14 protein-coding genes and 1 tRNA gene are annotated in these 26129 nt (G+C 38.7%); 14 read left to right on the forward strand and 1 reads right to left on the reverse strand.

Annotated features, from left to right (window positions below; translation table 11 throughout):
- Positions 1–4 precede the first annotated feature (4 nt).
- The 12 genes from asp3 to IGI49_RS23100 all read left to right on the forward strand — a co-directional run bounded on the left by asp3 (position 5) and on the right by IGI49_RS23100 (position 9922).
- Positions 5–952 carry an accessory Sec system protein Asp3 gene (gene asp3 / locus IGI49_RS23045; protein WP_429965296.1) on the forward strand — a complete coding sequence of 316 codons (948 nt, stop codon included), beginning with the start codon at positions 5–7 and terminating at the stop codon, positions 950–952.
- Positions 949–2394: a glycosyltransferase gene (locus IGI49_RS23050; protein ID WP_429965295.1), complete on the forward strand. Its 1446-nt coding sequence runs from the start codon at positions 949–951 to the stop codon at positions 2392–2394. Before asp3 ends, IGI49_RS23050 begins: the two co-directional genes overlap by 4 nt.
- A complete protein-coding gene (locus IGI49_RS23055; RefSeq protein WP_429965294.1) occupies positions 2384–3274 on the forward strand; it encodes a hypothetical protein in 891 nt (296 codons plus the stop codon). Before IGI49_RS23050 ends, IGI49_RS23055 begins: the two co-directional genes overlap by 11 nt.
- The gene (locus IGI49_RS23060) at positions 3249–3638 is read left to right on the forward strand and encodes a DUF3110 domain-containing protein (protein ID WP_429965293.1); all 390 of its coding nucleotides are present in this window, start codon (positions 3249–3251) and stop codon (positions 3636–3638) included. Before IGI49_RS23055 ends, IGI49_RS23060 begins: the two co-directional genes overlap by 26 nt.
- A 60-nt stretch (positions 3639–3698) precedes the next feature.
- A complete protein-coding gene (locus IGI49_RS23065) occupies positions 3699–4139 on the forward strand; it encodes a hypothetical protein (protein WP_429965292.1) in 441 nt (146 codons plus the stop codon).
- 62 nt (positions 4140–4201) lie between these two features.
- Complete coding sequence (locus IGI49_RS23070; protein WP_429965291.1) at positions 4202–4387, forward strand: hypothetical protein; 186 nt, start codon at positions 4202–4204, stop codon at positions 4385–4387.
- A 118-nt stretch (positions 4388–4505) separates the two neighbouring features.
- Positions 4506–5498 (forward strand): helix-turn-helix domain-containing protein, encoded by a 993-nt coding sequence (locus IGI49_RS23075; RefSeq protein WP_429965290.1) that lies wholly within the window; start codon positions 4506–4508, stop codon positions 5496–5498.
- Positions 5485–6519 carry a sugar transferase gene (locus IGI49_RS23080; protein WP_429969605.1) on the forward strand — a complete coding sequence of 345 codons (1035 nt, stop codon included), beginning with the start codon at positions 5485–5487 and terminating at the stop codon, positions 6517–6519. Before IGI49_RS23075 ends, IGI49_RS23080 begins: the two co-directional genes overlap by 14 nt.
- Positions 6504–6941 (forward strand): hypothetical protein, encoded by a 438-nt coding sequence (locus tag IGI49_RS23085; protein ID WP_429965288.1) that lies wholly within the window; start codon positions 6504–6506, stop codon positions 6939–6941. Before IGI49_RS23080 ends, IGI49_RS23085 begins: the two co-directional genes overlap by 16 nt.
- 42 nt (positions 6942–6983) lie before the next feature.
- The gene (locus IGI49_RS23090) at positions 6984–8432 is read left to right on the forward strand and encodes a hypothetical protein (RefSeq protein WP_429965287.1); all 1449 of its coding nucleotides are present in this window, start codon (positions 6984–6986) and stop codon (positions 8430–8432) included.
- A 20-nt stretch (positions 8433–8452) separates the two neighbouring features.
- Positions 8453–9271 carry a glycosyltransferase gene (locus IGI49_RS23095; RefSeq protein ID WP_429965286.1) on the forward strand — a complete coding sequence of 273 codons (819 nt, stop codon included), beginning with the start codon at positions 8453–8455 and terminating at the stop codon, positions 9269–9271.
- A gap of 21 nt (positions 9272–9292) precedes the next feature.
- Entirely contained in the window at positions 9293–9922 is a 630-nt protein-coding gene (locus IGI49_RS23100) for a hypothetical protein (RefSeq protein WP_429965285.1), read from the forward strand.
- A 75-nt stretch (positions 9923–9997) separates the two neighbouring features.
- Here the strand turns inward: IGI49_RS23100 and IGI49_RS23105 are convergent.
- Positions 9998–10085: transfer RNA gene (locus tag IGI49_RS23105), tRNA-Ser, on the reverse strand.
- A 186-nt stretch (positions 10086–10271) separates the two neighbouring features.
- On the opposite strand from IGI49_RS23105, the gene IGI49_RS23110 reads away from it, so the two are divergent.
- On the forward strand, positions 10272–13007 hold the full coding sequence (locus IGI49_RS23110) for a KxYKxGKxW signal peptide domain-containing protein (protein WP_429965284.1): 2736 nt from the start codon (positions 10272–10274) through the stop codon (positions 13005–13007).
- A gap of 267 nt (positions 13008–13274) precedes the next feature.
- Positions 13275–26108: a KxYKxGKxW signal peptide domain-containing protein gene (locus IGI49_RS23115; RefSeq protein WP_429965283.1), complete on the forward strand. Its 12834-nt coding sequence runs from the start codon at positions 13275–13277 to the stop codon at positions 26106–26108.
- Positions 26109–26129: the final 21 nt, after the last annotated feature.

The following is a 26129-nucleotide window of genomic DNA, read 5'->3' on the forward strand; positions in this document are numbered from 1 at the left end:
GAGGTTGAAAAATTTTTACATGGTAAAGTGGGGAGCTGACTTTAATGATAACTACAACTACGGAACGGATATTCGTTTTGTGGCGTTGGATTATGTTCATTTTTCATCTCCACTCATGCCTTCAGGAACACCAATTAAAACATGGTATTCAAGGACTGAATATCATGTAAGCAGAAAATCACCGATGCTGCCCCTTTTAGAAAATGGGAAGTCTTATGATATTCAAGTGAATGCTGAGTTTGATAACAAAGAAGCTGTACAAGTGGAGATCGAATTTTTCGATATCAATAATGATGTAATTAATAAAATTTACTTTCAAAATCTGAATGGTCAGTTCACTTATCCCGACAATGCGATGAGTTACAAGGTTCAATTAGTCAACAAAAAGCATCAGTATATGCTCTTTAAGTACCTAACTATATCAGATGAGGGCTTAGCTGATGACTGCAAAATCGATTTCATTGAGAAACTAAACATCATTCAAATTAAGAAGAATGAGTATATGGAGCAGACAAAAAATGAAATCGTGGTTTTGAAAAATGCTAAATATAGTACTAGCCTTACTCTTAATGATCATACGAATTATTTCTTTTTTTTAGGAAATACTGAGGAATCACTTTTGTTGCCAGCAGCTGTATATGTATATGAACAGGTGCTGCACAGCAGCCATCAAGTGTTAGTAGATATTTTGCGTGGCCCGTGCTTCAATTCTTTACCTCAAGCATATATGGAATTGCCGGCAGCCTTAAATATTTTAATTCCAACCTCACGCTTGCCAAACATATCGGAGAAACCTTCAGAACGAATAGATCAATTAAAAGAGAAAAACCGGAATAATACTTTGGCTTACCGTGTACTAGAACAAGCAGTAGAAAATAGAAAATCCTCATATTTGGTAAAGAAAATTTTAGATACAGAATCTAAAAATGAAACTAGGAGTGAGACGAATTGAATTTTTTTGTAAATAAAGCAATGGGAATTGGAAATTCAGGTGTTGAACATGCACAGTTTTACCGCGCAAAATGCTTTGATAAAGTTCAGCTTCCTTATAAATATGTGTTCGTTGAATTGGTTAAAAATTTGCATGAGGCAATGAGCAATTGGAAGATTCCAGACGACAGAGTGATTAATATGTGGGAACTATTTGTATTAGGTGAAGGGTATTTGGAAAGAGGGGCTTCAAAAAAATATAAGTTTACAGAAGAAATTTTAGTTGACCATACAAATACTCACAGAATCAAGGAGATAATCACTTCCTCTGGTTTGCGAATCGTGGAACACTTAGAGAAATCTCCGAGTAAGAAAAAAGAAAATATGCTGGTTGTTTCTACCTATAGGATTGAAATTTTTGATTATAAAACGGCTAAAAGAAAAGTGATGTATGAGTATGTAGATCATAAACATAGAGGTAGATTAATCAGCAATATTCATCTTTTTGATTTTGAAGGCAGACACTTTTTTTTCAAAACGGAGGTTCAGCTTCAACGATTCTTTTTCACGTATCTAGCTGAAAAATTTGAAGGTGCAAACAATTTTATTATTGATAGGGGTCAAGAATCAGAATCAGCATTGTTTGCTCATAAGCCTGAAAACTGTACTATTATCGAAATTATTCATGCTGACCATCTTTCAGACCGGGACGTGAAATCGGCACCGTTATGGAATAATTTTTATGAGTATTTGCTGACTCATATGGATATGGCCGACAAAGTAGTAGTAGCAACTAAACTTCAGCGTGAAGATCTATTAGTTGATTTTCCCAATGATAAAGATAAGATTGCGGCAATTCCTGTGGGTGGTATTAGAGATCAGGAAGAAGCAAAAGAGTTTAAAAAGGAAAATCTTTCCCCTATTCAAAAATTTATCACAGTTTCAAGGCTGGCTGCTGAAAAACATATTGATATTGTGATTAAGGCCATTAATGAAGCACGCAAAGAATATCCGGGACTGTCACTAGACATTTATGGACAGGGTGGAGAAGATAAAAAGCTGCGGGAACTGATTAAGTCATTAAATGCGGAGGAGTACGTAAAACTACAAGGACACTCTAATAAAATTGAAGAAGTTTATCCAGAGTATGATGCATTTATTTCAGGGTCTTATTCAGAAGGTTTCGGTTTAACTTATATAGAAGCTTTAGACGCGGGACTTCCAATTGTAACTTTCAAGGCAAGGTTTGGTGCAATTGAACTTATTGAGGACGGCATTAACGGATTTTTAAAAGATTATTCTAGATCTGACGAAGCTTATAGTGTGAAAGAATTGACGGAAGGTATTCGCCAGGTAATTAATTCGGACCGAAATGATTTATCCAAAAACACGCGCAGATCTGTCTCTGAATATCAGGATTTCATCATTGCAAACAAATGGAAGGAGCTTATTAATGGAATATGAGTTAGTAAGTATCATCAAACCAGCAAATTCGATTTGGGAAAAGCAGAAAAACCGACTAAAGACTCATGGAGGAAAAGTGATTTCGATTTCTCCTAGTCCGACTTTCAATAAGCTAATATCCAAAGAAGAAGTTCAAGGGATTAATTTACTGGATTCTCTAACCCAAAGGGAACATCACAAGGATAATTTTCTTTTTTTTAATCAAATACCTACTGTGTATTCAGCTGAGATATTCATGAATGAAGATAGAAGTATTTCTATTGTGAACGATGGTGAAGAAATTGGTCGTGTTGATTTATATCCGGAGACTCGAAGACATGTAAAAGAGGTTCAGTACTTAAACGCAGATGGTAGTACGGATTTTATAGAAGAATATGCTGACGACGGTGGATTATACAGTAATCTTTTCTTTTTCAATAATACTGTACAAGAAATCGACTTTTTCAACAGTAGACAACTTCCGGTAGTAAGTTATTTCTTCTATGAAGGAAAAATAAATTTGGTCGTAGTTAGAGATCCCGAGACGATGAGAGTGACAGCAAAATATAATAGCTTACTTGAGTTTGTGACTGATCAAGTCGCACAATTGGTTACCGAAAAAGATCAGATTTCAATTTCTTATATGGGAATGGAAATGTTTGCTCTTGAAAAAACAACTTCTCATAATATCTTGTATTTAGAAGAATCTCCCTTTGACAACAAAGGAGTAATAAAGGGGAATTTGCTTAACATTTTAAAAGATAACATTAGCTATATAAATGAAGTAAGGATGGCCAACATTTACTACAAACAGTTAAAAGATAAAAATGTTCCTTTAGACAAAGCGGCCATATTAGACGAAGGAGAAGCAGTTTATGACAATAACAATTCCAGCAGATAAGATTAATCAGAAAATGCAAGAACTCATGAATGAAAATTCAGCAACTTTGCTAAAGTTTGATCAAGAAATAGAAAAGATGAACGTGCTATTACAAGAACAGCATACAGATTTTGAAAAAATGCAACAGCTTAATAATCAAATAAAGGCCTTAGCAGAAAAAAGTGGGTCAACCATTGATCAAATTAAACAATTAAAAAAAGATTTCAATCAAGTATTTGATTCTTATAAGAAGGGGTATGCTGCACTAAAAGAAATAGCATTAACTTTAAAAGTTGCCTATGAAACAGAAAATCTTGTAGCTAAGCATTATTTATTTGAGGAAAGTGAAAAAATTATGCTTGAAATACAGAACACCGAAAATTGATAGCAACTACCATAGAGCTAATCAATGCAATAGCCGGCTTATAGTAAAGGAGCATATAGCATGAGTAATCAAATACCCGCAGATCGTCTGCTTGAAAAAATCGAACAATTATTGACGGAAAATCAATCCTCTTTATTAGGATTTAAAACAGAAAAACAAAAAGCTCAAGAGTTAGTAGCTAAGCAACATGAAAAAATTGAAAAGCTTCAAATGATTCATGTAGAAATAGCTGAAATGGCCGAGCAAGAGGGAACAAGCCTAGAAGATTTCAGAACAACTAAGGAATCATTTAATCGTAGCTATCAAGAATACAAAGAGGAATATGCTTTATTGAGAGAATTATTTTTAACTATATCGGTCTCTTATACTACAGAAAAATATGTGATCAAGCGCTGTTTCTTAAAAGAAAGCGACCAACTGCTAACACAGCTTATAGAAAAAGCAGATCAGCAAGATTTACGCATTTTACAGCTTAATGATTTAACTAGTTCTTTGGACTAGAAATAATGGTGCCAGTATAAAACCGATAGATAAAAAAGATACGTTTCGAAGGAGGTCATCTGGTGAAAAGAGATCAATTGTCTAGAGATATAGAAAGAAAGTTCGAACAAGAGAGCAACAAAGTAGTAGATAATTCACAGGATGAAGATAAGGGCTCCAAGCTTCTGACAATTGTTATCTCTATTATTATGTCCAGTGTCATTTTAGGTTCATTAATCTATTCGCTGATTGAGGCAATTGGTCTGTAATATTTTTTGGCGTGACTTATCTCATGACACTAAATAAGTACCTATGAAGAAAATTGACAGACCTTCATAGATGAAAAAGAGAAGAAAAGAGTCTTATGGTTAACTCTGGGAGTGTGTAATGATGAAAAGTAATCTTTTAAGTATTTGCAGATTAATTAATATGATAAATCCAACGTTGCAGGAACCACAAAATTCGGTTGTAGCTGTAAATATCGACCGTGAAAGACTTGAAGAAATCCGTAAACGAAAAGGAATACCTATACGAACACTCGAACGAAAAATTAATCTTTCAAAATCTCGTTATTATCGCTGGCTTCGTTATCAAAGCGATTTACCTTTAGAATTAATTATTGGTCTAAAGAAGCTATTGAATATGTCCGATCGAGAATTGCTGAATTTATTTGTCAATTCAACGGATGAACAAATTCAAATGTTGAGCCTGGTAATCTATACTTCGATGTCAAACGAAGAGAACGATTTAAAACATTTCGTGGAAATTAGAAGCAGTTTGGAAAAATATCGCAATTCTAATGAAGATAATTTTGCCTACAAACTTATTTTAGCATATGCCGATTTAACCCTGCATTGCAAGGCGAAACGTGAGCCGGGTAATAGTTTGAAAAAGATTGAGGATTATTTCCTCTCGATTGATTATTTTACAATGTATGATGTGTTACTTTATTTAGCGACATTGCGAACAAAAATCGATTACTCTTTGGCTCCTACAGCAATGGAAAAAGAAAGTATTATATTAGAAAATAGCATTCTTAAAAAGCTATCTAGTGAGCAATTAAAAGAATGGAACGAAATTATCGTAGGATGTGTGATTGACTTATCTTTATGTCTGGTAGACATGAATAGTCATGCACAAGCGATACAGCTATTAAATAAAGCAACGGTCATCTTAGACAAAAAGAAAACTACTTCTCATCAAACGAAAGAAGTTTTTGACTTATTGTCCTATCTTTTTATTAATGACAACTTAACAAGCAAGGATGAGGTTATTCAAAAAACCAAACGAGATATACAGCATTTGTCCTTTTATTTACCGGAAAATGAGTATAAGTTTCTGAAAAATTTAACAGTTAAGGAGAAATATGTCTTTGGCTAATTGGCTAACATACATCGTCGAGGGAAAATCAGTGGATTCTGTCTCTAAAGCAAGAAATGATATCTCTTTAATTGGAGATACTATAGGATTTCAAAGATTGTATATTTATCGATATGTGGATAGTAATGAAGATGACAGGGCACTGATTGCCAGAATAGATGGTATTACTGCGGGTGTTTCTGCCGGAGACATGATTGTCTATCAATATCCTAGTTACAATAGTTATCGATTTGAACTGAATTTCCTTCATCAATTAAAAAAAAGAGGAGCAACGGTTGTCTTACTAATTCACGATTCCGAACTGTTGCGGGGAAACAATATTCCAGAAGAGTTAAACTTACTTAATCAATCAGACTGGTTGATTACGCACAGCAAAAAAATGGAGCAGCAATTTATCCTAATGGGTGTAAAAACACCGATGCTGACAAAACCACTTTTTGATTATTTAATTCCTGACAGTATAAGCCTAGATTCTAGTTTGGATAAAAGTATCGTGTTTGCTGGAAATATTCAAAAATCAGTTTTTTTAAGTAATTGGCCAAGTAAAACGAAGATAGCTGCCTTTGGTACTAAAGGTGAGATTCAATTTAGTAAACAGGTAAGCTATGGGGGGACCTATCAACAAGAAGAGCTGCTAAGAAGAATGCCTAAAAATCGTTTCGGCATCGCTTGGGATGATAATTTACAGCAAGGCGGTAACTATCAAAACTATACTCGATATAATGCTCCTCACAAAGTTTCGCTTTATTTAGCTTTAGGTTTACCCGTGATCGTTTGGAAGAATGCCGCTATTGCTGAATGGATATCAAAATATCAGCTAGGCTTCGCAATAGATTCGTTGAAAGAAATAGACTTGCTTTTTGAATCTCTTAGCACAGATGAGTTATTAAAACTAAAGAAACGAGTTAATAAGTTTAGTCAGCTTTTAAGAAAAGGAATTTTTACAAGAAATGCTTTGCTGCAAGTGGAAAGAGATAGTCTTTTTAAAGAAGTGGAGGACAGTGAATGTCAAATGGAGTAACAAAAAATGTTGATAGCATTGTCAATAAGGAACGCTTAGTTGAATTATTAGAACGAGTACAGAGAGAGGTTCAAACTCGGGACCAGTTAAGAAATGAATTAAATCAATATATCTCCAAAATAAAAGACAATCGAGCGGTCACATTAAATGATTTCAATAAACTAAGAACCAAGAACGATGAGTTAAGTGCGAGTTATTCAGAGATAGATGCTATTTGTTCTCAGATAAGCGGTTTTGTCTCCTGCTATAAACTAACAAAGCCTGTAGTTCAAGAAGTAGAAGAGCTAGCACAATTAATTGATCATCAGGAGCAACAATTAAAAAAACTTTCAACGATGATTTTTGATGACCAAGCAATAGAAAAAAGTGAAGACCTGACAGTCGTTGAAGCTGAGGAACAAACAGATCAGCAAGCAAAGTAATTTAGACATTGAAAGATAAGGCGCACTCAGTTGGAGGAAACTATGGTAAAGAAAATAATCGCACTAGATATCGATCAATACAGAATAGGGATTTGTGGGCCAAACTATGAAGAGATTTTTAGTTCGGTATACGCCTATGTGAAAAAGAATACCTGGAAACCATCTTTGTTCAGAAAGCAATCAAATGAATCAATTGGTAGTGAGATATTACTGCAGGAAATGCAAAAGGCGATCTACTGGGGAATTACCAAACGGTACAGTCGTCGTTTAGATGCCTATCAAACCTTCGGCAACGTATTAGAACATCTGGAAAATAATGAAACGGTAATGCTCATTCGCAGTGTATTAGCTTATTTAGCAGATAAGAGACAGGAACTATTTGATAAAACTGAAGATAACCAAATGAGATGCTCATTGTGTATAGGGGTTTCAGCTACAAGCTCCGAGGAATTAAGTAAAATTGAAACCTATTTTAAAGGGGCATTTTGGGCAGAGATTAACGGAGAAAAGATGACTATTTTAGTTGAAGAAGTCACGTTAGTTCCAAAAACGTTTGGTGCTATTTTAGAAAATGCCTGTGAGAATTATTTGGAATGTAAAGAAAATGAAATTACTGCCTTATCTGGACTGAATTATGTTCTAGATTTGAATGATCATTATGTGAACTGTGATGTTTATGATAACGGTGAATTAATTAAAAGTGAACGAATATCGGATGGACTGTACGAGTTTTCTGATCGGATTGTTCAAGAATACAAAACAAGCTGCATGCAACAAAATAAAAATCCTTTTCAAATTGATAAGGATATGGTTTATAACGTGCTAACTGAAGGAAATGAGAATAGTACTTTAACGGTCAATGGGCGACAACAAATTGATTTGAACGAACTAATTAGAGCTGAATCTATCGAGGAAACAAAGAAAGTATTATCTTGTTTAATCAAAGATAACGATTTGCAATATGCGGATAATATCATCATACGAGATTTGGAAAAAGGAATTATTAATCAAAAAAGTGTCGATCGCTATCTTGAAAATTTTGGTTTGTATTGTACAAAGCTCAACAATAAAAGTGCTCGAGGCAGCTATACATTTGCAAGTATCTTTTTAGGGGACAACTTTCCCAGCTATAACGAAGCGGTTCAAGTTGAATCATCGGCAACCAATTTTCAAGAAGAAAGTCAGGAAATTACTGAAACGAGTGAAGATTTTTTGGATACAGTTATAGCAGTATTGGAGTCTTCAACTGAGACGGAAGTAAGTCCTCATACGGAGATTAATGAAGAAAGTGAGTTGCTAGAGGATAACGTTGATGAAATAATTTCTACTGAAGACAATCTATATTCAAAAGTAGAAGGGGATAGCAACACTCAAACTGACTCGAATGATGTCGTGATCCCAGAAGAAAAGGAATTAGAGATTGAAGACATTCTGAAAGAGCAAGCTGAGTTGTTGACTGCTCTGACGGATTTTGATGCGGATTTTCTGTAAAATATGAGGAGGTATAAACTATGACAAGCAAAGCAGTAGTGTATACCATCAACCAGAATAATATTGAATTGGTGGGAACATCTCTTTTTTCACTCATTAAGCATTATGATAGTGAAGAATCTTTGAGTATTTTACTTTTGGTAGATGATATTGTTGAGAAAGATATTACCATTCTACGGGCTTTTTCACAAGCCATGAAAAAAGAACAGATCGAGATTAGTGTTTGGCAAATGCCTCAAGAGTTAAATCAGATAACATCATTCAAAGTGGATGTGGGACCTATTCGATATCATTTGACAAAGTTCTTCTTGCCTCGATATTTTTCTGATTTTGAAGAAATAATATATTTGGATGCTGAGACCTTAGTTTTGGGAAACATTGCTGAGTATTTCTGTGCGTTTACTGATGAATATGCAATGGGCTTAGTGAAAAAAATAAGAGGTACTAAAAATAGTCAGGCTAATTCGGAATCTTTTAATTCAGATAGTATAATTTTTAATACTCAGGAATACAATCAAAGATTTTCTGTAGATGACCTAATAACTACAATTAATACTTGTTCAACAGAGACCACCATGAACGAGCTCACCTATCAAATATTTAAGGAAAATAGTCAATTTTTACCAGCAAATTTTAATGTCACAGATGCAAATGAAGCTTTTGAAGCTGAAAGGTACGAACAAGAATGTATTGTTAAAAATTTCAAGTGCAGTGTAGAAAAAAACAAGCCTTGGAATCATTTAGCCTTATTGAACAACTGGGATAGGGAATTTTGGATAAATTTTACTGAAATGAAAAGTTTAGTATTTAAGGTACATAATAATGCTGAATCTTTTTAATGAAAGAATGAGGTTTATTAGATGAAGAAAATACTTCTACTTTTAGTCATAGCATTACCTCTGATAACAGGTTGTACCTCGGAAACACCAACGACTCAGGCTGCTGACTTAAAAGAAAAGATCGCGAAGCTAGAAGCAGAAAATACTAAGCTTAAAGAAGAATTTTCCAATTACAAAAAACAAGTAGCTAATGATAGTGCGCAGACAGAAACCAGTGAGAGATTGACACAAGAGGTCCAAGTTTATGGTATGAATGAGAGCGTTGATTTTGGTGACGGGGAAACTAAGACTGCTGAGCTTAAAATCATTGAGGCAACTACGAAGCAATCAGCCTTTCCAAAAGGCATGTCTGACCTAAAGAGTTACGACACGGAACGCATGGTAGCGGTGAAAGTTGAGTATACTAATCTAGCTATGGAGCAACCTTTTCTGCCCTATGCACAATATTTTCAAGCATATACAAAAGATGGTGTGAGACTCTCCTTAGTAAATCAACAGATTGGTCAAGCAGAAGTTTTGCCTAATGAATCTGGTATAACACAAATGTTTTGGGAATTACCGGTTGATGGATCAGAATTTAATGAATTTGAAATTGATTTTGTTACTGGTGAGCAAAGAGTCGCAACGTTTGATTTAGAGGTATCACATTAGTGAAGCCAAAAAAAATCTTGAGGGAGCTGTTTGAATAGACAGCTCCCTCAAGATTTTTTTTATTAATAATAGATACGGAGAAGGAGGGATTTGAACCCTCGCGCCGTGTTAACGACCTACACCCTTAGCAGGGGCGCCTCTTCAGCCACTTGAGTACTTCCCCAACACTTAATTAAGTATAGATAAGATTACTGTCTAAAGTCAAGACTATTATCACAGACAAAACTAGTATATTTGCAATTTTACATGTAAATTACCAGTTTGTCTAAAACGTCCCAATATTGGGAGTATTTTATAATTTCCTGATTATGTGTAATAAACTAGAAAAAATGAAGAAGGAGGAATTGTATTGTCGTCGAGAAATAATAATTTGAAACGTCTAAAAAATGCTGACAAGAAAGTCCGATTCAAAATGTATAAGGGTGGCAAACACTGGATGTATGCAGCTATTACAGCTGTTAGTGGGATTTTTGGCGCTTCCATGAATACTATGCAGGTGCAGGCAGAGGAAGGTCCAACAGATACCAATGAAGCCTTAGAAACCAATACTGATAACGTCCTAGCTGTACAAGAAACAACTCAAATACCACCAGCACCTGAGTCTACATCAATAAGTAATGGCAATTCTACATCAGAGAGTGCGACAGAATCAACTAGTGAAACATTGTCAGAGAGCACCACAATAGTTGAAAGTACTATCCAGTCAGAAAGTACAATTGTTTCTGATACAGAAAGCGGTAATTATTCTGAGAGTGAGGTACAATCACCGAATGAAATAAACTCTGATAACAGTCTGCTAGCAATTGAAAGTCAGTCAATGTCAATGACGCCTCCACATATCTCACAAAGTTTATTGGAATCTGAATCCACCTCTTTCTCAGCATTGGCTAGTGAAGAAGGTATTTCAGCAGAGGAAGCGGCCCAACTATTCAGTACGTCACAGTCAGAGATGTTTTCTCTTAGTGCGTCAGTAAGAGAGTCTTTTGCAGACAGTGAACACTCTTTACACAGCAAGCTTGGCTCGGAAGTTGATTCAAGACATGAGAGTGCTAGTACGAGTGAGTCGCTAAGTATGCAGTTAGTTGATCCATCAATCTCAGCAAGTCAAAGTGTATCTGCTTCTGTTTCAGAATCATTAAGTGATTCTGCGCTTCCAGAGTCAATCTCAGGGTCAGTGTCGGACTCAGCATCGAATTCTATATCTACTTCACTTTCTGATTTTGTATCAATGTATGAATCCTTATCAAATAACTCGTTGCTGTCGGATTTCTCAACGTCTGAACAATCGTTATCGTTAAGTGAAATTGTGTCGCTATCAAGCTCTTTATCAAATTCTTATAGTACAGAAAGTTCAGAATGGCGTTCCGATCATTCATCTAGCTCAGAATCAGCAAGTCTATCAATGAGTGTATCAGTTTCTGAAGCACCTCCAGAAAGTGAAACGGAATCAACCAGTGAAACGTCTCTTTCTGCTTCAGATTCGATTTCGACATCAACGTCAAGTTCAATTTCAGATTTTACATCAATCTATGAATCGCTTTCAACTGACTCATTGTTGTCTGATTTTTCAACATCTGAGCAGTCCATTTCGTTAAGTGAAATCTTATCTGTTTCAACGTCATTGTCAGACTCATATAGTGCAGAAAGTTCAGAATGGTTCTCTAATTATGATTCTAAATCAGAATCAATGAGTCTTTCAGCTAGTCTATCAGGTTCTGAAGCAGCTATAGGGGGTGAAGCATCGAATTCAAATTCGCAATCACTATCTAACAGCCAGTCTTTTAGTGACTCATCTTCTAAATCAGAAAGCTTGAAAGAAGAGGAAAGTACAACTAATTCGCGGTCTGATAGTAACGAGGAGTCAAAAAGTACGACGAACTCTGGATCAACAACCAGCTCCGCTAGTTTTTCAATGTCCATGAGTGACTCACTTTCTGAGAGTCATAAGGCGCCTCATAGTGTCTCAACCAGTCAATCATTGAGACATAGTGCAATGGCGAGTTTATCGAATGCAGCTTCTGATAGTCGTTCACAGTATTTAAATGAACGGGAAAGCTTATCGCAATCAGCATTAGAAAAGCAATCGCAAAAAAATAGTGCTGCAGCAAGCTTATCGTTGTCTGTAAGTGAAAGCCAATTGAAAAAGGCTGATGGCTTAAGCAGCACATCATTTTCAGTTTCAGAGAGCCAATCAGCAAGACAAGAGTATTTAACAGACGCTTCAGTGTCTGTCTCAGAAAGTCAATCTGTGAGACAAGACTATCTAAGAAGTACATCAGACTCGGTTTCTGCCAGTCAATCTACAAGACAAAGTAACCAGGGGAGTATTTCTACTTCTGTCTCAGAAAGCCAGTCACAAAGATATGAATCCTTAGCCAGCCTCTCTAATTCTGTCAGTAACAGTATGTCAGAAAGAAGTAGTTTCCTAAGCAGTGCTTCGCGATCGACATCGGATAGTATTTGGAACAAAGAGAATAATAATGCTGATGATCAGTTGATTAAAGGGGACTGGTTAGATGGATATAACAAGAACTATCTATTTGACAAGGTTACTGGTCAACTGTTGATGTCTGATACAGACATGTTATATAGAAGTCCATTTATCATGTACAACCAAGAAGAGGGATATGTAAAGGTTCTGCCTATCGATCCAAAGAAAGATTTTGCAGTAGGATGGAATTATTCTTTTGGAGACGTAACGTATAAAGGAAAAACCTATCAAATAGGTGACAGAATTTATGATGAAGCATTTAAAGAAGGAAATTTTGAAGGATTAAAATACAATTTTATTTCTGAACCCGTAACGTATCAGTACAAGTACGGTTTATCCTATGAACTAGGACAAGATCCCGAGGAAGTAGCGCTTTTCGATGAGGCGGTTAAAAATGCAGGCTTAACATATTCAGAGACATTGATACCAGGTGACCCACTGAATCCACCAACTGAAATTCCAGGATATAAGCTAATTAGAAAATGGGTCTATGCTTCGCCTTCAGTTATGCCTGTTCCTATTGATCATACTGTTCTTGCTTCAGGTACAACCCCAGCAAAATGGCTCAGCTTTGAATATGAGCGTATTATATAGCCGCCAATGAACAAGAAATGACAACTATGGTTATCTCTAGAAGGTACCTCTGGAATTTGTTAAAAACATAGAATTATACCTATAAAACAAAAGAAATGAGTGCAGAATATCATTTCTTTTGTTTTTTTGTTTTGGTATTGCGGAATATAAAGTTAAGTTTCCCAATATTGACACGTTTTAATCCTGCTCTCATTTCCTATGTAATAATCACTTTAGCACTTCAAAAAGTTTATAAAATTGAAAGGAAAGGGGCGCTGTGCTTAAATTATGAGTCGTAAAAATAATTTGTATAAGCTGCTTAGATCGAACAAGAAAGAGCATTACAAAATGTACAAAAGTGGCAAGCATTGGATGTTTGCTACAATAACGGCATTTACGGGTGTTTTAGGGGCTAGTACGCTAGTTACCATGGAAGCACAAGCTACATCAGCGAGTCAAGATGATGCAGGAATGGAGATTGATACGGGAACGGATCAAGTACTTGCTAATCAAGAAACAGCAAGTATACCCGCTCCAGTAACACCAGAAAATGGTGTATCAGAGCCAGTCGTGGATAGCACTACTAATTCGGAGGCTCCAGCATCAGAAAGCAAAAGTGAGTCAGTTGTTGAAACAGAATCAGAGAGTAATACGGGTTCGACTAGTAACACTGAATCAGAAAGTACAATGGATTCTGCTAGTATTTCCGAATCGTTAAGCGTTTCTGATTCTATAAGTATTTCTGAATCTGAGTCAATTAGCACTTCAAAGTTTGAGGAAACCAGTCATTCAAATTCGATTAGTGAGTCAACATCGAATAGTCTTCTTGCAAAAGTAAATAATGCAGCTTCTGATAGTATGTCTGATTCAACGAGTCATTCAGAATCTGCAAGTGCTTGGGTTTCTGACAGCTTGTCTGAATCAATTAGTAATTCTGAAAACCGAAGTGCAGTAAATTCTTTAAACAAAGAGAAAAGTAAGCAGCCAGCAGCAAAAGAACAAAGTGTAAACGAAACAAACAAAGCAAAAGATTTATTTGATCAAATTGTTCCAAATGGGACGGAAGTAAAAGTTGATGCAAAAACAAATGAGCTAGTATTTACCATGAAAGATGGTACTGTACCAAGCAATGCATTGATTCATGCAGCACAAAAATATGCTGCAGCAAATGACTTAATTGCATACTTCTCGGTTAAAGGAGCTAATGGTCGTGCAACAAAGATTAACGTTTCTGCCGATCCAGATATTAATCGTGGAGATTTTGAGGATGCGGTCAATAATCCGGGAGCGTCAAATTCTCCAACATCCGTTAATGTAGCCGTTCCAGATGAAGTTCTGAATGATGCAACATACAAAGCAAATGCAATAGCAAATGGGACGTATGCTAAGGTAACAACTTATGCAGAGCTGCGAGCTGCATGGGGTAATGCTAGCATTACCTATATTGATGTTACAGCTAACATCACTTATAGCTCAGGAGCAATGTCTGCACGTGCTAATGGGGCTAGTGTTATTGTTCAAGGAAACAATAATACTATCGATCTTGGTACTCAAACCTTTAACTGGGGTGGAATTACAAGCTCTACAACCTTTACTTTAAGCAATGTAATAGCACAACAAGGTTTTGGCGGCAATGATGGAAATGGCTACTCCTTGATTAATCCGACAAATGCAACTCAGTTGACGGCAAATGTCAATAACGTGACATTAACTAAAAGTGATTCAAATGGAAATAATCCGATCCATCTTATGTATGGAGTAGGCTCTAAATTAGTGTTCTCAGGTACGAATGTCTTCAATATATCAAATGAAATCACTCGTTCTGTGGGAAGTATTAACTTTGCTAATAACTCTAGCGTTACATTAAATCGTACGTCTAATGATATTGCTTTCTCAGAGTTTTACTTTGAAACACGAGCAGCATCGGGAAGTGTTGGTTATGGGAATTCCATTACGATGGGAGACGGCTCTTCGAATACAGCACGGACTTACAACGGTCAATCGGCAAACTATCCTGCTGTTTACTATTTAATAGATAAGATAACCGTCGGTGATAATTGTAGCTGGACTCAGACGGGATTCCAATACTTTATTAACGGACAACAAGGTGCATCTTCTAGTGCGAAATATGTATTTGGTCAAAACTTTAATTTATCTATCCCTCAATCTACTCAACCTGGGGCAATTCGAATAGAGGGCACTCAAAGCGTTGTATTTAATGCCGGGACAACCCTTGATATTAATCAATGGGCACCTGGAGCCGTAATACAAATGAATAGCGCTGGTTCTAGCGTTACGTTTATCTCTCCTAAGAAGTTGCATATGGCAGTAAATACTACCTCGGGCGCTCCAAGTACGGGACCTTTGGTGAGTGGTGCCGGAACATTTACAATGAACAACTCACAGATTTCAACGTGGCAAGGAACTGATAGCCAAGCAGCAACACCAGGTGGAAATAGAAATCTTAAGTTTACCAATATGACGATTAGAAATGGTGTTACAACCATCAAGGATACAGCTGGTAATACTTCATCCTCTAACATCGTAGACAGTAGCACGCGTGAATTATCCACCACGGCAATTGAGCCTGGAACCGTCAAAGTTAATTATGTAGATCAATATGGTAATGTTGTCAAAACGATAAATGTTCCTATAGATAAAGATGTTAATTATATTGGGCAATATATAGATTTAGTTAACAAAGACTATGCCTTGTCAAATATGCCGCCAAACTACATGTGGGCGATTGCAAATCAAGTTCCTCCGTCAGCACTGACAGACAAGCAAAGCGGTGGCGATAGCACTACATCAGCAGATGATGGAGATGCATATGGACAAGCTGGTGTTGCGATTGTTCCAATGGAAGGTACAGAGTATACGTATAATATTTATGTTTACGGGGAAGCAAATAATTCTGTTCAATATCAATATGTAGATGCTAAAACGGGATTAGTTGTTTCATCAGATTACCTTTCTTCTGGACAAGAGGCTGCGGGTACAAGCAAGACTCCAGCTAATTATGGCAATACAGTTGACTGGACAAACTCTTACTACACAAATGATCTAGTTGCTGAAGGCTACCATTACGCAACAGGCTCGGAACTGAATGGATTCACACAGGCTACCTCTACAACCGTGGGCACTGATCCGGTTCTTGTCACTATATACGTTGCTGCGGATGTACAAACTGTAAATGTTACCTTTGTAAATTCAGATGGTACATCATTAGTAGGTCAGACAGCAAATGTATCAATCAATGGGTCATCTGGTGCTGAAATGAGCTATGCTGATTTAATTTCCGGTTACCTAACACAAGCTGGATACCATGCAGATGCGAACGGCGTATTTACGTTTGACTTTACTGCTAATGGCACAAATGCCAATGATGCTACTCCTCAATCATTAACAATTACACTTTATCCAGATTACCAATTAGCTGGTATAGTTGGTAATAATCAACCTAGCAGTGATCCTGCTACTGGAACAGCTTATGAACAATTACCAACAAGTGTAAATGAAGGAAACTATGGAGTTTCTGGGGTTTCTAACGGAACGATTAGTTTAGGTGTAACAGATGCTGACTTAGCCAGAAATGGTTATATTTATACTGTTACTGGTCCAGATGGAGTTACCTATAATAGTTTAGCAGAAGCACTTGCAGCTAACCCGAAATTTGATACAACTACAAATGGTGCAGGCTCAGTTGATAATTCTCCTCAGGGATTTGTTGTTAACTATGACGTTGATCCTGTCTCTGAATCAACATCAATGTCTGAAAGTGAATCATTGTCGAACTCAGTATCAGACAGTGAAAGTGACTCTACATCTAATTCGATTTCAGATAGCGAAAGTGATTCAATCAGCACATCAATTTCAGATAGTGAGAGTACTTCAAGGTCTGACGATAGTACAAGTAGTTCGATTTCGGATAGCGAAAGTGATTCAACTTCAGACTCGATCTCAGACTCAATTTCGGATAGCGAAAGTGATTCAACTTCAGACTCGATCTCAGACTCAATTTCGGATAGCGAAAGTGATTCAACTTCAAATTCGATCTCAGACTCAATTTCGGATAGCGAAAGTGATTCAACTTCAAATTCGATCTCAGACTCAATTTCGGATAGCGAAAGTGATTCAACTTCAGACTCGATCTCAGACTCAATTTCGGATAGTGAAAGTGACTCAACTTCAGATTCGATCTCAGACTCGATTTCCGATAGTGAAAGCAACTCAATCTCGGATTCGATCTCAGATTCAATTTCAGATAGTGAAAGTTTGTCAGAGAGTATTTCAGAGTCACAATCGTTGTCAATCTCAATTAGTGAAAGTGATTCGACATCTGATTCAAACTCAGATAGCGAGAGCGATTCAATCTCAGATTCACTTTCCGACTCGATTTCAGATAGTACAAGTGATTCAATTTCAAACAGTGAAAGTTTGTCAGAGAGTGTTTCAGAATCAGAATCGTTGTCAATTTCAATTAGTGAAAGTGATTCAACGTCGGATTCAAACTCAGATAGTGAGAGCGATTCAATCTCGGACTCGATTTCCGACTCAATTTCTGATAGTACAAGTAATTCAATATCGGATAGTGAAAGTTTGTCAGAGAGTATATCAGAGTCAGAGTCTCTATCAATTTCGATTAGTGAGAGTGATTCAACGTCGGATTCAAACTCAGATAGTGAGAGCGATTCAACTTCGAACTCGATTTCCGACTCAATTTCTGATAGCACAAGTAATTCCATTTCAGATAGTGAAAGTTTGTCAGAGAGTGTATCGGAGTCAGAATCCTTATCAATTTCGATTAGTGAAAGTGATTCAACGTCGGATTCAAACTCAGATTCGATCTCAGATAGTGAGAGCGATTCGATTTCCGACTCAATTTCAGATAGTACAAGTAGTTCAATATCGAATAGCGAAAGCTTATCAGAGAGTGTGTCTCAATCAGAATCCTTATCAATTTCAATTAGTGAAAGTACAAGCACAAGCACATCGATCAGCGATTCAAGTTCAACCAGCACAAGCACCAGCAATAGCGACAGTGACAGCTTGAGTAATTCGATTAGCGATTCAAGATCAGAAAGTACAAGCACCAGCAATAGTGACAGTGACAGCTTGAGTAACTCGATTAGCGATTCAAGATCAGAAAGTACCAGCATCAGTGATAGCGACAGTGCAAGTATCAGTACGTCGATTAGCGAATCAATCAGCACATCGATTTCCGACAGCACGAGCGATTCAGCAAGTGAATCAGGCAGCTATAGTGGAAGTACGTCAGTAAGTACAAGTGACAGTACAAGCACAAGCACATCACTAAGTGATTCAAGTTCAACTAGCACAAGTATCAGTAATAGTGATAGTGACAGCTTGAGTAACTCGATTAGTGATTCAAGATCAGAAAGTACCAGCATCAGTGATAGCGACAGTGCAAGTATCAGTACGTCGATTAGCGAATCAATCAGCACATCGATTTCCGACAGCACGAGTGATTCAGCAAGTGAATCAGGCAGCTATAGTGGAAGTACGTCAGTAAGTACAAGTGATAGCACAAGTACAAGCACATCAATCAGTGATTTCAGCTCAACCAGCACAAGTATCAGTAATAGTGATAGTGACAGCTTGAGTAACTCGATTAGTGATTCAAGATCAGAAAGTACTAGCATCAGTGATAGCGAAAGTACAAGTACAAGTATTTCGATCAGTGATTCAAGCTCGACTAGCACAAGCACCAGCAATAGTGATAGTGACAGCTTGAGTAACTCGATTAGTGATTCAAGATCAGAAAGTACCAGCATCAGTGATAGCGACAGTGCAAGTATCAGTACGTCGATTAGCGAATCAATCAGCACATCGATTTCCGACAGTGCGAGCGATTCAGCAAGTGAATCAGGCAGCTACAGTGGAAGTACGTCAGTAAGCACAAGCGAAAGTACAAGTACAAGCACATCACTAAGTGATTCAAGTTCAACTAGCACAAGTATCAGTAATAGTGATAGTGACAGCTTGAGTAACTCGATTAGCGATTCAAGATCAGAAAGTACAAGTATTAGTGATAGTGAAAGTGCAAGTATCAGTACGTCAATTAGCGAGTCAATCAGCACATCGATTTCCGACAGCACGAGCGATTCAGCAAGTGAATCAGGCAGCTATAGTGGAAGTACGTCAGTAAGCACTAGCGAAAGTACAAGTACAAGCACATCACTAAGTGATTCAAGTTCAACTAGCACAAGTATCAGTAATAGTGATAGTGACAGCTTGAGTAACTCGATTAGCGATTCAAGATCAGAAAGTACAAGTATTAGTGATAGTGAAAGTGCAAGTATCAGTACGTCAATTAGCGAGTCAATCAGCACATCGATTTCCGACAGCACGAGCGATTCAGCAAGTGAATCAGGCAGCTATAGTGGAAGTACGTCAGTAAGTACAAGTGAAAGTACAAGCACAAGCACATCACTAAGTGATTCAAGTTCAACTAGCACAAGCATCAGTAATAGTGATAGTGACAGCTTGAGTACCTCGATTAGTGATTCAAGATCAGAAAGTACCAGCATCAGTGATAGCGACAGTGCAAGTATCAGTACGTCGATTAGCGAATCAATCAGCACATCGATTTCCGACAGCACGAGTGATTCAGCAAGTGAATCAGGCAGCTATAGTGGAAGTACGTCAGTAAGTACAAGTGATAGCACAAGTACAAGCACATCGGTTAGCGATTCAAGATCAGAAAGCACCAGCATCAGTGATAGCGACAGTGCAAGTCTAAGCACATCGATCAGCGAATCAATTAGCACATCTATTTCCGACAGTGCGAGCGATTCAGCAAGTGAATCAGGCAGCTATAGTGGAAGTACGTCAGTAAGTACAAGTGAAAGTACAAGCACAAGCACATCACTAAGTGATTCAAGTTCAACTAGCACAAGCATCAGTAATAGTGATAGTGACAGCTTGAGTACCTCGATTAGTGATTCAAGATCAGAAAGTACCAGCATCAGTGATAGCGACAGTGCAAGTATCAGTACGTCGATTAGCGAATCAATCAGCACATCGATTTCCGACAGCACGAGCGATTCAGCAAGTGAATCGGGCAGCTACAGTGGAAGTACGTCAGTAAGTACAAGTGAAAGTACAAGCACAAGCACATCACTAAGTGATTCAAGTTCAACTAGCACAAGTATTAGTAATAGTGACAGTGACAGCTTGAGTAACTCGATTAGCGATTCAAGATCAGAAAGTACCAGCATCAGTGATAGCGACAGTGCAAGTATCAGTACGTCGATTAGCGAATCAATCAGCACATCGATTTCAGATAGTGCGAGTGATTCAGCAAGTGAATCAGGTAGCTTTAGCGGAAGCACGTCGGTAAGTACAAGTGATAGCACAAGTACAAGCACATCGGTTAGCGATTCAAGATCAGAAAGCACCAGCATCAGTGATAGCGACAGTGCAAGTCTAAGCACATCGATCAGCGAATCAATCAGCACATCGATTTCCGACAGTGCAAGTGATTCAGCAAGTGAATCAGGCAGCTTTAGTGGAAGCTCGTCAGTAAGTACAAGTGATAGCACAAGTACAAGCACATCACTAAGTGATTCAAGTTCAACTAGCACAAGTATCAGTAATAGTGACAGTGAAAGCTTGAGTACCTCGATTAGTGATTCAAGGTCTGATAGTACAAGCATTAGTAACAGCGACAGTGCAAGTCTAAGCACATCGATCAGCGAATCAATCAGCACATCAATTTCGGATAGTGTGAGCGATTCAGCAAGTGAATCAGGCAGCTACAGTGGAAGTACGTCAGTAAGCACAAGCGATAGTACAAGCACCAGCACATCGGTTAGCGATTCAAGCTCAACTAGCACGAGCATTAGTAACAGTGAAAGTGCAAGTCTAAGTACGTCGATCAGTGAATCGATCAGCACATCGATTTCCGACAGTGCGAGCGATTCAGCAAGTGAATCAGGCAGCTTTAGTGGAAGCTCGTCAGTAAGTACAAGTGATAGCACAAGTACAAGCACATCACTAAGTGATTCAAGTTCAACTAGCACAAGTATCAGTAATAGTGACAGTGAAAGCTTGAGTACCTCGATTAGTGATTCAAGGTCTGATAGTACAAGCATTAGTAACAGCGACAGTGCAAGTCTAAGCACATCGATCAGCGAATCAATCAGCACATCAATTTCGGATAGTGTGAGCGATTCAGCAAGTGAATCAGGCAGCTACAGTGGAAGTACGTCAGTAAGCACAAGCGATAGTACAAGCACCAGCACATCGGTTAGCGATTCAAGCTCAACTAGCACGAGCATTAGTAACAGTGAAAGTGCAAGTCTAAGTACGTCGATCAGTGAATCGATCAGCACATCGATTTCCGACAGTACGAGCGATTCAGCAAGTGAATCAGGCAGCTATAGTGGAAGTACGTCAGTAAGTACAAGCGACAGTACAAGCACTAGCACATCACTAAGTGATTCAAGTTCAACTAGCACAAGTATCAGTAATAGTGATAGTGACAGTTTGAGTACCTCGATTAGTGATTCAAGATCAGAAAGTACCAGCATCAGTGATAGCGACAGTGCAAGTATCAGTACGTCGATTAGCGAATCAATCAGCACATCGATTTCCGACAGCACGAGTGATTCAGCAAGTGAATCGGGCAGCTACAGTGGAAGTACGTCGGTAAGTACAAGTGACAGTACAAGCACAAGCACATCAATCAGTGATTCAAGGTCCGATAGTACAAGCAATAGTGATAGCGAAAGCACAAGTGTAAGCACGTCACTAAGTGACTCAAGCTCAATCAGTACAAGCATTAGTAACAGCGACAGTGCAAGTCTAAGCACATCGATCAGCGAATCAATCAGCACATCAATTTCGGATAGTGTGAGCGATTCAGCAAGTGAATCAAGCAGCTTTAGCGGAAGCACGTCGGTAAGTACAAGTGATAGCACAAGTACAAGCACATCGGTTAGCGATTCAAGATCAGAAAGCACCAGCATCAGTGATAGCGACAGTGCAAGTCTAAGCACATCGATCAGCGAATCAATTAGCACATCGATTTCCGACAGTGCAAGTGATTCAGCAAGTGAATCGGGCAGCTACAGTGGAAGTACGTCAGTAAGTACAAGTGACAGTACAAGCACTAGCACATCAATCAGTGATTCTAGTTCAACCAGCACCAGCATCAGTAATAGTGACAGTGAAAGCTTGAGTACCTCGATTAGTGATTCAAGGTCCGATAGTACAAGCAATAGTGATAGCGAAAGCACAAGTGTAAGCACGTCACTAAGTGACTCAAGCTCAATCAGTACAAGCATTAGTAACAGTGACAGTGCAAGTCTAAGCATATCGATCAGCGAATCAATCAGCACATCAATTTCGGATAGTGTGAGCGATTCAGCAAGTGAATCAGGCAGCTACAGTGGAAGTACGTCAGTAAGCACAAGCGATAGTACAAGCACCAGCACATCGGTTAGCGATTCAAGCTCAACTAGCACGAGCATTAGTAACAGTGAAAGTGCAAGTCTAAGTACGTCGATCAGTGAATCGATCAGCACATCGATTTCCGACAGTGCGAGCGATTCAGCAAGTGAATCAGGCAGCTATAGTGGAAGCTCGTCAGTAAGTACAAGTGATAGCACAAGTACAAGCACATCAATCAGTGATTCAAGTTCAACTAGCACAAGTATCAGTAATAGTGACAGTGAAAGCTTGAGTACCTCGATTAGTGATTCAAGGTCTGATAGTACAAGCAATAGTGATAGCGAAAGCACAAGTGTAAGCACGTCACTAAGTGACTCAAGCTCAATCAGTACAAGCATTAGTAACAGCGACAGTGCAAGTCTAAGCACATCGATCAGCGAATCAATCAGCACATCAATTTCGGATAGTGTGAGCGATTCAGCAAGTGAATCAGGCAGCTTTAGCGGAAGCACGTCGGTAAGTATAAGTGATAGCACAAGTACAAGCACATCGGTTAGCGATTCAAGATCAGAAAGCACCAGCATCAGTGATAGCGACAGTGCAAGTCTAAGCACATCGATCAGCGAATCAATTAGCACATCGATTTCCGACAGTGCAAGTGATTCAGCAAGTGAATCAGGCAGCTTTAGCGGAAGCACGTCGGTAAGTACAAGCGATAGCACAAGTACAAGCACATCGGTTAGCGATTCAAGATCAGAAAGCACCAGCATCAGTGATAGCGACAGTGCAAGTCTAAGCACATCGATCAGCGAATCAATTAGCACATCGATTTCCGACAGTGCAAGTGATTCAGCAAGTGAATCGGGCAGCTACAGTGGAAGTACGTCAGTAAGTACAAGTGATAGCACAAGTACAAGCACATCAATCAGTGATTCAAGTTCAACTAGCACAAGTATCAGTAATAGTGACAGTGAAAGCTTGAGTACCTCGATTAGTGATTCAAGGTCTGATAGTACAAGTAGTAGTGATAGCGAAAGCACAAGTGTAAGCACGTCACTAAGTGACTCAAGCTCAATCAGTACAAGCATTAGTAACAGCGACAGTGCAAGTCTAAGCACATCGATCAGCGAATCAATTAGCACATCGATTTCCGACAGTGCAAGTGATTCAGCAAGTGAATCAGGCAGCTTTAGCGGAAGTACGTCAGTAAGTACAAGTGACAGTACAAGCACAAGCACATCAATCAGTGATTCAAGGTCCGATAGTACAAGCAATAGTGATAGCGAAAGCACAAGTGTAAGCACGTCACTAAGTGACTCAAGCTCAATCAGTACAAGCATTAGTAACAGCGACAGTGCAAGTCTAAGCACATCGATCAGCGAATCAATTAGCACATCAATTTCCGACAGTGCAAGTGATTCAGCAAGTGAATCAGGCAGCTTTAGCGGAAGTACGTCAGTAAGTACAAGTGACAGTACAAGCACAAGCACATCAATCAGTGATTCAAGGTCCGATAGTACAAGCAATAGTGATAGCGAAAGCACAAGTGTAAGCACGTCACTAAGTGACTCAAGCTCAATCAGTACAAGCATTAGTAACAGTGACAGTGCAAGTCTAAGCACATCGATCAGCGAATCAATCAGCACATCAATTTCCGACAGTGCAAGTGATTCAGCAAGTGAATCAGGCAGCTTTAGCGGAAGCACGTCGGTAAGTACAAGTGATAGCACAAGTACAAGCACATCGGTTAGCGATTCAAGATCAGAAAGCACCAGCAATAGTGATAGCGAGAGCACAAGTGTAAGTACGTCGATCAGCGAATCAATCAGCACATCAATTTCCGACAGTGCGAGTGATTCAGCAAGCGAATCAGGCAGCTATAGTGGAAGCTCGTCAGTAAGTACAAGTGATAGTACAAGTACAAGCACATCGGTTAGCGATTCAAGATCAGAAAGCACCAGCAATAGTGATAGCGAGAGCACAAGTGTAAGTACGTCGATCAGCGAATCAATCAGCACATCAATTTCCGACAGTGCGAGTGATTCAGCAAGCGAATCAGGCAGCTACAGTGGAAGCTCGTCAGTAAGTACAAGTGATAGTACAAGTACAAGCACATCGGTTAGCGATTCAAGCTCAACAAGCACAAGTATTAGCAATAGTGACAGTGGAAGTTTGAGTAACTCGATTAGCGATTCAAGATCAGATAGTACAAGCAGTAGTGATAGCGAGAGCACAAGTGAAAGCACATCAGTAAGTGACTCAAGTTCAATCAGCACAAGCATTAGTAATAGCGAAAGTGCAAGTATCAGTACGTCGATCAGCACATCGACTTCAGACAGTGCGAGTGATTCAGCAAGCGAATCAGCGAGCTATAGTGGAAGTACGTCAGTAAGCACAAGTGACAGTACAAGTACCAGCACATCGGTTAACGATTCAAGATCAGAAAGCACCAGCAATAGTGATAGCGAAAGCACAAGCGAAAGCACATCGATCAGTGCAAGTGAACGTAGCGAATCAGTAAGCTATAGTGGAAGCACGTCACTAAGCATCAGTGAAAGTACCAGCACAAGTACTTCAGTGAGTGATTCAAGATCAGACAGTACAAGTGTAAGCAGTAGCGAAAGCACAAGTTTAAGCACGTCACTAAGCGATTCAAGCTCAAACAGCACGAGCGTTAGTAATAGTGACAGTGCAAGTGAATCAGCAAGCTACAGCGGAAGTACGTCAGCAAGCATCAGTGACAGTACAAGTACCAGCACATCACTAAGCGACTCAAGCTCGATCAGCACGAGTATTAGTAATAGTGACAGTGCAAGTGAATCAGCAAGCTATAGTGGAAGTACGTCAGTAAGCACTAGCGATAGTACAAGCACTAGCACATCGCTAAGTGATTCAAGCTCAAACAGCACGAGCATTAGTAATAGTGAGAGCACAAGTGAAAGCACATCGATCAGTGCAAGTGAACGCAGTGAGTCTGCAAGCTATAGCGGAAGCACGTCAGTAAGTACCAGTGACAGCACAAGTACAAGTACGTCAGTAAGTGATTCAAGATCCGACAGCACCAGCATTAGTAATAGTGATAGTGCAAGTGAGTCAGCAAGCTATAGCGGAAGCACATCGGTAAGTATCAGTGACAGTACAAGTACAAGTGCATCAGTAAGTGATTCAATCTCTGACAGCATCAGCATTAGTAGTAGTGAATCCGCAAGCTATAGTGGAAGCACGTCGGCAAGCATTAGTGATAGTACAAGCTTGAGCACATCGATCAGTGCAAGTGACCGAAGTGAATCAACTAGTTACAGTGGAAGTACTTCGATTAGTTCTAGTGAAAGTACAAGTATGAGTACGTCAGTAAGTGATTCACGATCAGACAGTGCAAGTACAAGTTCTTCAAGAAGTACGTCAGCGTCCAATAGCGCGAGCATGAGTGTATCTAGTTATGGAAGCACAGGACGTTCTGAACTTCCAAGCACCAAGGGATCTCAAACAACACCAAGCATCCAAACAGGAACAGCTAGACCAGCTGCATCTGGTGGAACGGGATCTTCTGGTACAAGTTCTTCAGCAAGCGGCAGTGGTAAAACTCTTCCACAAACTGGAGAAAATAATCTTCAAAGTAGAGGATTGACATTTGTTGGTTTGGCATCAGCCCTGGCAGCTATTGCTCTTCTGAAAAAGAAAAAGGATAGTCAACAGGAACAATAAGCTTCAATCAACGGTTCTTTT

Origin of the sequence: Enterococcus sp. AZ071, assembly GCF_050499065.1 — a bacterium.
Lineage (GTDB): Bacteria > Bacillota > Bacilli > Lactobacillales > Enterococcaceae > Enterococcus_A > Enterococcus_A ferrettii.